Source organism: Streptomyces sp. CB01881, assembly GCF_002953255.1.
Lineage (GTDB): Bacteria > Actinomycetota > Actinomycetes > Streptomycetales > Streptomycetaceae > Kitasatospora.
Genome location: NZ_CP026498.1, coordinates 1,394,711 through 1,406,869, shown reverse-complemented (window position 1 = coordinate 1,406,869; position 12,159 = coordinate 1,394,711). Strand labels below are relative to the sequence as shown.

The window sequence follows — 12,159 nt, the reverse complement described above, 5'->3', positions numbered from 1 at the left end:
GCCACGCCACTGGGCGCCGGAGCGGAACCGCCAGATCACGCCCTCGAACTGATCCCGCAGCCTCTCGGGGTACGGGCCGTACTCGCCGATCGGCAAGTACGGCTCGATGAACGTGCTCGTCGGTGAGTTGCCTACGCGTCACACACAGCGTCCTACCGGATTCCACCCTCGGGCGGGCACGAAACCGCAATGTTGATCACGACATCACACAGCCCCTAGGCGCCGCATCAGGCGGCCTTTGCCTCGGGGCCTGTCACCACGGCCCGGTATCGCGGGGCCGGTAGGGTCCGACGCCCTGCACAACGAGGGAGCCGACGGCGATCACGTACGTCGAAGGGTCAACTTGACCCGGCCCTGAAGGACTGAACGGCCGGGGTTCCTCGCAAGACCACGCTGAACACACTGGTCGACCGGTTGAGGCAGGACCTTGAGGGCGTTGCAGAGGTCGAGCAACGGGACGACGGTTGGTTCTGGGATGTCGTGTCCGTCCTGGGCGTGCGGGCCCGCTCGGCTTCTCCTGGCTGTACCAGGGGGACTCCGCTGCCATCGTCCTCGGGGTCGAAGCAGGTGGTGTGAGCTGGGAACTCGGCCGGTCCGTAGAGGAACTGGATCTGATGGAGGCAACCATCGACGCCCTCCTGACGGGCAACGCCACGGCCGTCTTCGCCTCGCGCCGATGCGAGGTGACGGTGACCCTTGGCGACGGTCGCAAAGAGGTGCAGAGCAACCACGACTTCCCGTCCGGCTGTCTGCCCCTTCCCGGGTGGTCGCGCTGGGGACGACGTGTTGACTACGGGCCGTACGGGCCGTCAGCAGATCGGCCCGGCCGGTGGCCGGCGGACCCTGTCGCCTTCCCCACCCGACCTCGGAGAGCACATCACTCGCTTGCTGGCGCGGCAGGTGGAGCAGGCGGGGCGGACGTGGGACGGCCGGCGGGGTGGCCCGTTCGGCAGGGGTCGGCGGCGAAAACGGGGCGGAACGGGGCGAAATCGGGGCCGGATATCTGCCGAACGGCAGATGGCAGGGCGACGCGGAACGGGCAAGCTCGTAGCCGTAGCCGTAGCCGTAGCCGTAGCCGTAGCCGTAGCCGTAGCCGTAGCCGTAGCCGTAGCCGTAGCCGTAGCCGTAGCCGTAGCCGTAGCCGTAGCCGTAGCCGTAGCCGTAGCCGTAGCCGTAGCCGTAGCCGTAGCCGTAGCCGTAGCCGTAGCCGTAGCCGTAGCCGTAGCCGTAGCCGTAGCCGTAGCCGTAGCCGTAGCCGTAGCCGTAGCCGTAGCCGTAGCCGTAGCCGTAGCCGTAGCCGTAGCCGTAGCCGTAGCCGTAGCCGTAGCCGTAGCCGTAGCCGTAGCCGTAGCCGTAGCCGTAGCCGTAGCCGTAGCCGTAGCCGTAGCCGTAGCCGTAGCCGTAGCCGTAGCCGTAGCCGTAGCCGTAGCCGTCATCGTCGTTCGCGTTGGAGGAGCCACCCCATGACCACCACACCGGCCGTGCCGGACACGCCTGCTCGTCGAGCGCCCGTTCGTCGGGTGGTTGCCGCCGTGGCCGCGCTGGTCGCGTTCGCCGCGCTGGTCACCGTCGCCGGCTGTGCGAAGGCCGACGACGCCACGCCGGAGGACAAGACCTTCGGTTATAGCGGTACCACGCTCAACGTCGTCTCCCGTCACCATGTCCCGACGGATCTGGTGGCGACGGACAGTCAGGACGTCAAGGTCACGCGCTGGTTCAAGGCAGAGGTCCTGGGCAAGCAGAGGAGCGAGTGGGCGCTGGACGGCGACACCCTCACGCTGGAGGCGAGTTGCAGCGGCATGGCCAACTGCGACGCCCGGTTCAGGGTCGAAGTCCCGCCGCACATAACCGTGCTGCGCGACGGCCGGGCGACCGAGCTCACGGGCAAGGCTGCCTGAACCAGCATGCGGCTCATGGCGGGCCCGGCGGTGCGTGCGAGACTGCTCCCCGTGACGAGTCCCCAGCCGGAGCGCAGCCCGAACGATCCGGTGCCCGCCGCGGTGCCTTCCGTGGTGTCCGGTGCGGCACCTGTTGCGGCGCCCGGTACGGTCACCGCCGCCGCGTCCGCCGCCGCGTCCGCCGCCATGGTCGGCGCCGAGCCGCCGGGGGCTGGCCCGGCCCGCATCCGCACGCTGATCGCGGACGACCAGGAGGCGGTCCGCCGGAGCGTCCGGCGGATCCTTGAGGCCCAGCCCGACATCACCGTGGTCGGCGAGGCGGCCGACGGCGTCGCCGCACTCGAACTCGCGGGGCAGCTGTGCCCGGACGTCGCACTGGTCGACATCCGGATGCCCCGGATGGACGGCCTGGAGCTGACCCGGCGGCTGGCCGGACCGGGTGCCGTCACGCCGGTGCGGGTGGTGGTGCTGACCACCTTCGACCTGGACGAGTACGTCTACCCGGCTCTTCAGCACGGCGCGTCGGGCTTCCTGCTGAAGCGTTCCGGTCCGGCGCTGCTGGCCGAGGCGGTCCGGGCGGCGGCGAGCGGCGAGAGCCTGATCAGCCCGTCCGTCACGGTCCGGCTGTTGAAGCACGTGACGGCGCCCCGGCGCCCGGAGAGCCGTCGCGCTCCCGTGGTGCCGCTCACCGAACGGGAGGTGGAGATCGCCGGTCACGTCGCGGCGGGCCGTACCAACGCCGACATCGCCGCCGAGCTGTTCATCTCACCGGGCACGGTGAAGACGCATGTCGCCAGCATCCAGCGCAAGCTGGGCGTGCAGAACCGCGTCGGCATCGCCGTGCACGCCTGGGAGATGGGGTACGCGGTCCCGACCACGTAGCGGTGTCCGCCGCACGGGCCCCGCCGTGTACGGCCGGTCCGGTCCAGGCCAGTGGTGTACGGCTCGTACGGCCGATGCGGTGCGGGCATGCGGAACCTGCGAGGCGGGGGTGGCCTCCGGACGTCGCGTCCTCCGGCCTAACAGTTCGATCGTCGACCGAGGTACCAGCGGCAGACCCTGATCCGTCTCGATCTGTCGCCACTGCCTCCTGCGGTCGAACTCCCTCATCTACCTCGCAGGTCCACCTCCATGATGCTCCTCCCACGTCGGTTGCACCAGGGTTTTCTACCGCAAACTCGGGCGAACTTCGCAGGTCGGATGCGAGGTGGAGGCGGGGTCCGCCGCTACCGCAGCGCGTCCTTGCGCAGGAACCGCTTCAGCCGTTGCCACGGCCAGGCGTTGATCACGTCCTCGGTGGTCAGCCAGGCGCGCTGGGCTGTGCCGATTCCGTACCGCGGGTAGGCGAGGTGCCCGGTGGCGTGGGCGTCGCTGTCGATCGAGAACTTCACGCCGTACCGCTTCGCCCGCAGCACGTCCTCGTCGCGCAGGTCGAGCCGCTGCGGTGAGCTGTTGACCTCGATCGCCGTGCCGGTACGGGCGGCGGCCTCGAAGACGGCGTCCAGGTCGACGTCGATCGGCCCCCGCCGGCCGATCCGGCGGGTGGTGAGGTGGCCGATGACGTGGACGTGCGGGTTCTCGCAGGCCCGGATCAGCCGGCGGGTCTGGGTCGCCCGGTCCGCACCGAAGTGCGAGTGGACGGAGGCCACGCAGACGTCGAAGCCGGCCAGGAACTCGGCGGGCCAGTCGACCCCGCCCTCCGGCCCGATGTTCAGCTCGGTGCCGTGCAGCAGACGCATCTTCCTGTGCCGCCCGGCGAGTTCGCGCAACTGTTCACGCTGGGCGAGCATCTTCTCGTCGGTCATCCGCTGCATGACCAGGTCGGGTGCGTGGTCGGTCACGGCGTAGTAGGCGTAGCCGCGCGCGGCCGCCGTGTCGATCATCTCCTCCAGGCCGGCGAGCCCGTCGGTGAGGTCGGTGTGGGTGTGCAGGTCGCCGCGGAGGTCGGCCTCGGTGACCAGTTCGGGCAGTTCTCGGCGTAGCGCCGCCTCGATCTCGCCCCGGTCCTCGCGCAACGGCGGCGCGATCCACGGCAGCCCGAGTGCCGCGTAGACCTCCTCCTCGGTGGCCGAGACCACCTTCGCGCCGTTCGCGCCGCTCGCGCTCCTCTCGGCCTCCTGGGTCGTCTCCTCGCCTTCGGTGCTCTCCCCGTTCCCGGAACTGTCCCCGTTCCCCGCGTTCGCCACTTCGAACAGCCCGTACTCGGAGAGTTTCAGGCCGGTCCGGACGGCCATGGTGCGGAGCTTGATGTTGTGCGCCTTCGAGCCGGTGAAGTACAGCAGCGCCGCGCCCCAGTCCTCCTCCGGCACCACCCGCAGGTCCACCTGGATGCCCTTCGCCGTGCGCACCGAGGTCTTGGTCGGGCCGCGTACGATCACCTCGGCCACGTAGGGGAGTTCGGTGAGCGCGGCCATCAGCGGTGCGGAGTCCTCGGCGGTCGCGAGCACGTCGATGTCGCCGACCGTCTCGCGCATCCGGCGCAGTGAACCCGCGTACGCGCAGCGGGTGCAGCCCGGCACGGCCGCGATCGCCGCGACGATCTGCTCGGCCTGCTCGGTGGCCGCGTCGAGCAGTGTCAGCCCGCCGGACTGCCGCATCAGCTCGATGCCGTGCAGGATCTTCTCTCCGCTGCGTTCGCCGAATCCGGCCACCCCGCTCAGCCGGTCCGCGCGGATCGCGTCGGCGAGTTCGCCGACCGAGGCGATGCCGAGGTCCTGGTAGAGGGCGAGGGCGCGTTTGGGGCCCATGCTGGGGACGGCCATCATCTCGCGCACGCCGGGCGGGATCGCGGCCCGCAGCGTCTCCAGGGCCTCCATCCGGCCGGTGGTGAGGTACTGGGCCACCTTCTCGGCGGTGGACTTCCCGACGCCGGGGATCTGTTGGAGGCCCTTGGCGTCCAGTCCGGCGACGTCCTCCGGGTAACCGCCCACCGCTCGGGCGGCCTTCTCGTAGGCGCGGGCCCGGAAGGCGTCCCCGCCGGTGATCGAGATCAGGTCGGCGTACTCCTGGAGCAACTCCTGGACCTGGTCGTTGAGCCGGGTCATGGGGTCAGTCTAGGTTCGGCGGCCGGATCGGGCCGGGCGTCGGGCCGGGTGCGCCAAGGGGCCCCGTGCCCAGGGTGCGCCCCCGGGGCGTGTGCCGGGAAGGCCCCGGGCGCGCGTACCCGGAGCACGTGGTCCTCGGGGGGTGTGCGGCCCGGGAGGTGGATCCCCGCCCCGTCGGTCGGCCGGGACGACACCCGCCGACCGGCGGGGTGCGGTGGCCGATTTGCGCCCATGAGCCGGATTGTCACCCGGGTGGCGGGGGCGCAGGCTTGGCGGAAGGGCCCGAAACGCGGCCCTGTCCGGCCTGCCGCCCGATCGGCGGTGGCGGCCGGTGATGCACGAGGGGCAGGGCGATGGCACGCGGGAAGCTCTGGGGCTATGTCGCGTCGGGTGCCCGGGTACTCGGTGGGTTCGGTGCCTTCGGCGGCCTCGGTGGCCCGGGCGGGTCCGGGGCGTCCGGGCACCGTGGCGGGTCCGGCCGGGACGGTGGCTCGGGTGGTGGCCGGGACGACGGGATCGGGGGTGGTGCGGGCGGCGCCGAGGGCGCGGACGGGTTCGGTGGCGCCGGTTCCGGCTGGGCCGGTGGTCCGGGGCGGCCGCCACCCCGGGAGATGGCCGCACCGCGCCCGCTCACCCGGCCCGAGCTGGAGCGGGTGCGCTGGACCGAGCGCACTGAGGGGTGCAGCCCGGAGGCGCAGCACGTCCAGGTCGGCGAGGTCGTGCAGCGGGTGCTGCGCGGCGGTGGGCGTGCGGCGGCGGTCTCGGTGCGGATACCGGTCGGTCTGCCGGTGGTGGCCGTGGACGCCCGGCGGCTGGAGTCCGCGCTGGCCGGACTGGTCGACCACGCGATCCGGCGCAACCCGGCGGGGGACCGGGTGCTGGTCCGGGCCGACGCGGTGTCCGGCCGGAGGGGTTCGGGCGGCATCGGCGGCTTCGGGAGTACGCGCGGCGCGGGCGGCGGGAGCGGCACGGGGGCCGTCCGCGGCCGGGGGTCGGGGCCGGCCGGTGCGGGCGGTCCGGTGGCGGACCGGGCCCGGGTGGAGCTGAGGGTGGTGGACCGCGGACCCTGTGAACTCCCGGAGGCCCGTGAGTGGTTGCTCGCCGGGCTGCGTCCGGAGGGCCCGGTGGGCCCGGCCGGGTACGGGCTGATCCGTGCGGCCGGCGGGCGGCTGGCCGTGGAGCCCACTCCGGGCGGCGGGCTCACCGTGGTCCTGATCCTGGAGGTGGCCCGCGACTGACGGTCACCGGGGGTTCGCGACGCGGCGGTGCGCGGTCGTCCGGCCTCCGAGGACCGCAAAGACTTCTTCGCAAATAATCCTTTGCGAAGAAGTCTTTGCGGTCCTACGCTGTCTGCCATGACCGAAGAGCAGAAGTGGCAGCACGGCCCGGAGCCGCAGAACGACGTCGTCGTCCTCGACGCCAAGGGTCTGCGGGCCCTTGCCCACCCCGTGCGCGTGCAGTTGGTCGGGCTGCTGCGCCGGCACGGGCCGTCCACGGCGACCAGGCTCGCCGAGCGGATGGGGCTGACGTCGGGGGCGACCAGCTACCACCTGCGCCAGCTGGCGGCCGCGGGTTTCGTCGCGGAGGACACCGAGCGCGGGAACGCCCGCGAGCGCTGGTGGAAGCCGCTCCACCAGATGACCTGGTTCGCGGACCGGGACTTGGCCGACGAGGAGCCCGAGGCCGCGCTCTCCTACCTGCGGTCGGTCGTTGCCGCCAATGCGTTGACCACCCAGCGAGCACTGAACTCCTTCGAGACCATGCCCCGGGAGTGGCGGCACTCCTTCGACTTCAGCGACTGGTCGCTGCTGCTGACGCCGGAGGAGGCGCGCCGCCTCGCCGACGAGGTGGCGGAGGTGGTCGGGCGCTACCGACGGGCGCCAGGAACGGGGACCGAGTCCGAGCCCGCATCCGCGTCCGGCCCCGGCCCCGGCCCCGGCCCCGACTCCGCTTCTGCGTCCGAGTCCGGGGCCGTGTCCGATTCCTCGCTCGGGGCCGTGCCGGAGGGGGCGGAACGGGTCGCGGTGGTGTTCCAGGTGCTGCCCGACCCCGCGAGCGGCCCCGAGACGGACGAATCGGAGGGCCGGTCATGACCACCGTCCCCGTTGCGGCCCCGGAGGCCGCCGGTTCGCCGCGAACGGTCCGGCCGTTGGCGGGGGTGCTCGGGGCCATGGCGATCTCCCTGACGGGGACGCGGGTCTCGGCGATCGCCTTACCGTGGTTCGTCCTCGCCACCACCGGCAGCGCCACCATGACGGGCGTCGTCGCCTTCGTCGAGATGGCGCCGTATGTCCTGGTCAAGGCACTTGCCGGGCCGGTCGTGGACCGTCTGGGCCCGCGGGTCATCTCCTGGACCACCGATGCGGTGAGCGCCGTCGCCGCGGGCCTGATCCCGCTGCTGCACGGCCTGGGCGTGCTGCCGTTCTGGTTGCTGCTGGTCATGGTCGGGCTGGTCGGAGCCGTTCGTGGTCCGGGTGACCTGGCCAAGGAGGTGATGGTCCCCGAGGCGGCCGACCGGGCCCGCGTACCGCTGGAACGGGCCACCGGCCTCGCCGGGGTCACCGAGCGGCTGGCCTCGACGGTCGGCCCGGCGGTCGGCGGCGGGCTGATCGCCCTGCTCGGCCCGATGGCCGGTCTGACGGTGAACGCCGTCGCCTTCGCACTGGGCTCGCTGGTCATCTCGCTCGTCCTGCCGCGCGGCATGGGCCGGGCGGCCGCCACCCCGCCGCCGGCGGAAGCCGGGGAGGGCGAGGCACAGCAGCAGGCCGGCTACTGGCAGATGTTCCGGGAGGGCTTCTCCTTCGTACGGACCGAGCCGTTGATGCTCACCGTGATCGTGATGATCGGCGTGACGAATCTGCTGGACGCCGGGTTCATGACGGTCCTCGTCCCGGTCTGGGCACAGGAGTCCGGGGGCGGCCCGGCGGTCATCGGCCTCACCGGCAGCGTCTGGGGGATCGCCGCGGTCGGCGGCAGCCTGATAGCGGCGGCCTTCGCCCACAGGCTCCCGCGCCGGGTCGTGTTCTTCACCGGCTTCCTGCTCTGCGGCGCCCCGAGGTTCCTGGTCCTTGCCATGGGCGCGCCGATGGGCGTCGTGCTCGTCGTCTTCGCGGTGGGCGGTTTCGGTTCCGGCTTCCTCAACCCGATCCTCGGCGCGATGCTCTTCGAACGTGTGCCGCGCCATCTGCTCGGCCGCGTCGGAGCCCTCGGTGACTCCCTCGCCTGGGCCGGCATCCCCCTCGGCGGCCTCCTCGCCGGCGCCGCCATCTCTCTCACCGGTCTGATACCCGTGCTGCTTGTCTCCGGTGGTCTGTACTTCGCGACCACCACGCTCGCCGGTCTCCGCCCGGAGTGGCGGGAGATGGACCGCCTGCGCGGTCACGGTCCGGCGAGCGCGATCGAGAATCCCCCGGGGCCGACGCTGGCGGCGTAGCACGGCTCAGAAGCGGATGCCGAACTGCTGATGGGGGTTGCGTTCTGCGGCGGCGTGCCACCAGCCCGGAGGGGTCGGCCCGGTGACCGTTGCGGACGGCTGGTCGGGGTGGAGCCCGAGCCGGCTGAGCGCCGAGGCCTGCACGCGAACGATGATCCAGCCGCGCCAGCGGCCGTCGGAGTCACGGCCGCAGGTGAGGCCCCAGCGGATCTCGTCGGCGGTGAAGGGCATCCAGTCGATTCCGCGGTCACGCAGTCAAGCGCGGACGGAGGCCAGCGGATGAAGGCGACCGGACACGTTCTCGTAGGCCACAACGGTGACCCAGTCGGAGTTCGGATCAGTCATGGCGGACATTCTGCCCCGCCCGGCACGGCCCGCGCCCGGGTTTTCACGTGATCGAGGGGGCGGTCGGGGCCGGGTGGTCGGGGGCCGCGGCGATCGGGTGCCGGGTGGTCGACCGTCGACGGCCAGCGGGGGCCCGTCGGTCCTGCGGCTGTCGGTCTTGCGGTAGTCAATCCTGCGGTAGTCAGTCATGCGGCCGTCACTCGTGCGTTGGGCGGCCGGTCCATCGGAGGAGGACCAGGCTCGCGAGGGCGGCGAGGGCACACCACGTGGAGACGAAGGCGAGCCGCCACAGCAGCGCGCAGACCACGGCACCCACGCCGGTGAGAAGGCCGAGGCGGCGCAGCAGGCGGTCGCCGCTGACGAGGAGCGAACCGACGGTGGCGAGCAGGTACCCGGTCAGGAGGACGGCAGGGTGGGGGAGGCCGATGGCGTAGCTGAGAGTGTGGCCGTGTTCGGTGGCCGCCACCGGGTGGGTGGCGACGGCCACGGCGAGCGGGACGGCGACGAGCAGGCCGAGGAGGAGAAAGGGCAGGACGATTCGCCGTCGGGCCGGTTCGCGGGCCGCGCACCAGACACCGGCCGGAACGAGCACGGGCAGCAGCGGCAGCGCGATCACCGCCCAGGCGGTACGTGCCCAGTCGGCCGGTACGGCGGGGGCACCGCCGTCGCTGCCGTACCAGACGGCGGCCTCGATCAACTGGTGCACGCCCAGGACAAGGGGGAGCGCGGCGAGCAGCATCCGCTCCGGCCGTCCGGCGTGGTGGGTCCGGACCAGGCAGAGCACACCGATGCCCGACACCACTCCGCCGGCGATCAGATCCGCCTGCGCGCTCCAGCACATCTCGCCGCCTCTCCGCCGCCGCCTCTCCGCCGCCGCCTCTCCGCCGCATCTCCTGCTGCCGTTGCTTCTGCTGCCATGGGCGTGGCTGCCGTTGGTCCCGCTGCCGTCCGGCCGGCTACCGGGAGCCGCCGGAGCTGGAGCCGCCGGAGCCGCCGGAGCCGCCGGAGCTGGAGCTGCCGGAGCCGCCGGAGTCGGGCGAGTCGGGGGAGCCCGTGGCGCCCGGCGAGCCGGAGGGGTCCGGACGTGGAGGATCGGTGCCGTCCGTGCTGATGGCGGGGTTGCCGCGGCCGGCCGGCGCTGCCTGCCCCGCTTCCCCTGCCGACCCTGTTGACCCCGCCGCCCTCGCTTCCCCGCCCGACCCCGCCGACCCCGTCGCCCTCGCCTCCCCGGCCGGGGCCCCGGCTTGGGCGGGTTGGACGGCGCTGTCCCGGCGGTCGTGCGCGGTGCCTGGCATGGCGGGGTGGCGGCCGATCACGATCACGCCGATGACGATGGCCACCAGCCCGGCCACCTGCCAGGCCAGCGCGCCGGGGGTGACCCGCAGGCGGTCGCCGAGGAACCCGACCGCGCAGGCGATTCCGGCGATCGGCTGCGCAGCCGTCAGCGCGGGCAGGGACATCCGCAGTGGCGCGGCCTCGAACGCGCTCTGCACCAGCAGCAGTCCGACCACGCCCGCCGCCACCACGGCGTACGGCTGCCAGCTGCGCAGTACGGCGTCGAGCCCGTCGTGGTCGAGGCGTTGGGTGGTGGTCCGGGTGAGCGCGTCCTGGAGTCCGTACAGCAGGCCGGCGGCCAGCGCGAGCAGGGTGGCCTCCTCGAACAGCGGGAGTCGGCGGGCGAAGGAGACCAGCAGCAGCGTCAGTCCGGTGACCGTGCCGACGACCAGCCAATGTCGCAGCTCCCCGGCTGGTGGGCCGCCGCCGGTGGGGCGGCCCGCCACGATGAAGGCGGTCACGCCGAGGCCGAGCAGTAGCACGCCGGCCCAGCCGGAGCGGCCGAGGCTCTGGCGGGTGAGCACCCGGGAGAGTGCCATCGCGAACAACAGGTTGGTGGCGAGGAGGGGTTCGACCAGCGAGACCTCGCCCTTGTTGAGGGCGAGGGCGGAGAGGATCAGGCCGCTGACCATGAAACCGGTGCCGAGCAGCCACTCGCGCATCCGCAGCAGGTCGAGCAGCAGTCGCCAGTGCAGCAGGTCGGAGCGCGGCGCCCGCTGTGCCGCGTGCTGCTGGAGGACGAAGCCGAGGCCCAGACAACAGGCGGCGCTGAGTGCGAGAAGGAAGACCGCCACGGAGGGACCACCCGAACGTCGCTGCCGGCACCGGACCGGCGGTCCGTGGTTCGGCCTCGGTCGTGGCGCGCTGTCGCCAGCCTACCGCCGGGGCGGGGCGCCGACCCCCGGGACGCAGCCGCAGAGGAGGCGAAGGGCGGGCCCGTGACGCCCGGAAGGAGGTGCCCACCGCGCCCGGAAGGCGGGGCCCACCGTGCCCGCCCGGCCAGGCCCGCCGCGCTTGCCGCCTCGGGCGCAGCGGGCGCACGCTGGTGTGAGCAGCCGCCACGGGGTCCGTGTCCGTGCCGGTCTGAGCAGGCAGGTCGGGGGCCGGCACCAGGAGGTGTGGCATGCACAACCAATGGGACGTGGAGCTGAGCTTCGAGGAAGACGGTGTGCACACGGGGTGCAACGCCCGGCTGACCGGCGCGAGGGCGCCGGGCCTCAGCGCGCACGGGGAGGCGGTCAAGAGCGCGGAGGACCGCCCGCTCGCCCGCATCGGCGAGGAGGTCGCGGCCTCCCGCGCACTGGAGGAGCTGTCCCGCAAGCTGAGGGCACAGGCCACAGGGGAGATCGAGGACGAGGGCCACCGGCCCGGCTACCTGATCTACTGACGAGCGGGCCCGCCGGCACCCGCCGGGCCGTTCGCCGACCGACCGGGGCTCGTCTGGGCGTGTCCGCGGCTGCGGGGAACGACGGCGGCCCCGGCAGGTCCAGCGCCGTGGCTCCCGTGGCTCCCGTGGCTGCCGTGGGCGTCGTGGATGTCGGCGAACCCGAGCCCCTGGGTCCCGGACTCGGGTGCCGACGCCAGCTGCGGCCCCCCTGCGGTCGGCCCCCCGTGGCCACGTTCGCGGCGGCGCGCCGGGCGCCGCCGACCACGAGGGAACGGCGGCCCTGGCGGTACCGAAGCAGACCGCTGGGGCTCGCCGGCCGATGTCCTGGCGCCGACCGCCCCTCGTGCCTGCCCGCTACACCGCTCGCACGCCGCCCACGACCGCCCCTCCGAGCGACCCGCCCGAAGGCTGCACGTCCTGACCGGTGGCGAAGTCGTCACCGGGAACACCCTCCCCCAGGATGTGGAGCACTGTGCCGAGAGTCCTTACCTGCCTTCCTGCCTTCCTGCCTTCCTGGCTGGGAGCGGAGGTGGTGCCTCCCGTTGAGCGGCCCGCCACTCCTACGGACCGGCTTCGTCCACTGCCGGGAGCGGTGTGCCGGGTGACCTTGGTCCGCATCTGGCCGAGGAGGTGGACGGCTCGTGCCCGTGTCGGTACTCCGGGCACAGCGCCCGTCCAGTAGGCGTCGGTGAACCTCTCGGTGGCCAGCTGGTCCGC

Annotated in this window: 10 protein-coding genes and 2 pseudogenes; 6 read left to right on the top strand and 6 right to left on the bottom strand. The window is 72.9% G+C overall.

Features of this window, described 5'->3' with window-relative positions:
• Positions 1-142 (bottom strand): annotated as a pseudogene (locus tag C2142_RS39420) (IS5/IS1182 family transposase); the annotation flags it as partial.
• A gap of 179 nt (positions 143-321) precedes the next feature.
• Positions 322-1,476: a hypothetical protein gene (locus tag C2142_RS06185; RefSeq protein WP_174315592.1), complete on the bottom strand. Its 1,155-nt coding sequence runs from the start codon at positions 1,474-1,476 to the stop codon at positions 322-324.
• Between C2142_RS06185 and C2142_RS06180 the strand changes: the two genes are divergently transcribed.
• Together C2142_RS06180 and C2142_RS06175 are read left to right on the top strand one after the other, a co-directional pair.
• Positions 1,464-1,898, top strand: a complete 435-nt coding sequence (locus C2142_RS06180) for a hypothetical protein (protein ID WP_148641454.1) — start codon at positions 1,464-1,466, stop codon at positions 1,896-1,898. The two genes, C2142_RS06185 and C2142_RS06180, sit on opposite strands and share 13 nt — an antisense overlap.
• 186 nt (positions 1,899-2,084) lie before the next feature.
• Entirely contained in the window at positions 2,085-2,780 is a 696-nt protein-coding gene (locus tag C2142_RS06175; protein WP_148642220.1) for a response regulator transcription factor, read from the top strand.
• Between the two features lie 344 nt (positions 2,781-3,124).
• Here C2142_RS06175 and C2142_RS06170 read toward each other — a convergent pair whose 3' ends face one another.
• Positions 3,125-4,942 carry a helix-hairpin-helix domain-containing protein gene (locus C2142_RS06170; protein WP_148641453.1) on the bottom strand — a complete coding sequence of 606 codons (1,818 nt, stop codon included), beginning with the start codon at positions 4,940-4,942 and terminating at the stop codon, positions 3,125-3,127.
• 611 nt (positions 4,943-5,553) lie between these two features.
• On the opposite strand from C2142_RS06170, the gene C2142_RS06165 reads away from it, so the two are divergent.
• The 3 genes from C2142_RS06165 (at position 5,554) to C2142_RS06155 (ending at position 8,375) form a co-directional block, all read left to right on the top strand.
• Positions 5,554-6,180: a hypothetical protein gene (locus C2142_RS06165; RefSeq protein ID WP_148641452.1), complete on the top strand. Its 627-nt coding sequence runs from the start codon at positions 5,554-5,556 to the stop codon at positions 6,178-6,180.
• A gap of 117 nt (positions 6,181-6,297) precedes the next feature.
• On the top strand, positions 6,298-7,035 hold the full coding sequence (locus C2142_RS06160) for a helix-turn-helix domain-containing protein (RefSeq protein WP_148641451.1): 738 nt from the start codon (positions 6,298-6,300) through the stop codon (positions 7,033-7,035).
• Positions 7,032-8,375 carry an MFS transporter gene (locus C2142_RS06155; RefSeq protein ID WP_148641450.1) on the top strand — a complete coding sequence of 448 codons (1,344 nt, stop codon included), beginning with the start codon at positions 7,032-7,034 and terminating at the stop codon, positions 8,373-8,375. The genes C2142_RS06160 and C2142_RS06155 overlap by 4 nt, the downstream gene beginning before the upstream one ends.
• Before the next feature lie 6 nt (positions 8,376-8,381).
• Here C2142_RS06155 and C2142_RS06150 read toward each other — a convergent pair whose 3' ends face one another.
• The 3 genes and pseudogenes from C2142_RS06150 to C2142_RS06140 form a co-directional block, all read right to left on the bottom strand.
• Positions 8,382-8,606, bottom strand: a complete 225-nt coding sequence (locus tag C2142_RS06150; protein ID WP_148641449.1) for a hypothetical protein — start codon at positions 8,604-8,606, stop codon at positions 8,382-8,384.
• 310 nt (positions 8,607-8,916) lie between these two features.
• Positions 8,917-9,561 carry a DUF6629 family protein gene (locus C2142_RS06145; RefSeq protein WP_148641448.1) on the bottom strand — a complete coding sequence of 215 codons (645 nt, stop codon included), beginning with the start codon at positions 9,559-9,561 and terminating at the stop codon, positions 8,917-8,919.
• A gap of 439 nt (positions 9,562-10,000) precedes the next feature.
• Positions 10,001-10,849: pseudogene (locus C2142_RS06140) on the bottom strand (DMT family transporter); the annotation flags it as partial.
• Between the two features lie 329 nt (positions 10,850-11,178).
• On the opposite strand from C2142_RS06140, the gene C2142_RS06135 reads away from it, so the two are divergent.
• Positions 11,179-11,442, top strand: coding sequence for a dsRBD fold-containing protein (locus C2142_RS06135; protein ID WP_148641447.1), 264 nt, complete (start codon positions 11,179-11,181; stop codon positions 11,440-11,442).
• Positions 11,443-12,159 lie beyond the last annotated feature (717 nt).

Excerpts from the sequence above, each read along its gene's own strand:
- C2142_RS06165 (WP_148641452.1), top strand. The coding sequence starts at position 5,554 with ATGGCCGCACCGCGCCCGCTCACCCGGCCCGAGCTGGAGCGGGTGCGC.
- C2142_RS06150 (WP_148641449.1), bottom strand. The coding sequence starts at position 8,606 with ATGCCCTTCACCGCCGACGAGATCCGCTGGGGCCTCACCTGCGGCCGT.
- C2142_RS06160 (WP_148641451.1), top strand. The coding sequence starts at position 6,298 with ATGACCGAAGAGCAGAAGTGGCAGCACGGCCCGGAGCCGCAGAACGAC.
- C2142_RS06175 (WP_148642220.1), top strand. The coding sequence starts at position 2,085 with ATGGTCGGCGCCGAGCCGCCGGGGGCTGGCCCGGCCCGCATCCGCACG.
- C2142_RS06135 (WP_148641447.1), top strand. The coding sequence starts at position 11,179 with ATGCACAACCAATGGGACGTGGAGCTGAGCTTCGAGGAAGACGGTGTG.
- C2142_RS06155 (WP_148641450.1), top strand. The coding sequence starts at position 7,032 with ATGACCACCGTCCCCGTTGCGGCCCCGGAGGCCGCCGGTTCGCCGCGA.
- C2142_RS06170 (WP_148641453.1), bottom strand. The coding sequence starts at position 4,942 with ATGACCCGGCTCAACGACCAGGTCCAGGAGTTGCTCCAGGAGTACGCC.
- C2142_RS06145 (WP_148641448.1), bottom strand. The coding sequence starts at position 9,561 with ATGTGCTGGAGCGCGCAGGCGGATCTGATCGCCGGCGGAGTGGTGTCG.
- C2142_RS06180 (WP_148641454.1), top strand. The coding sequence starts at position 1,464 with ATGACCACCACACCGGCCGTGCCGGACACGCCTGCTCGTCGAGCGCCC.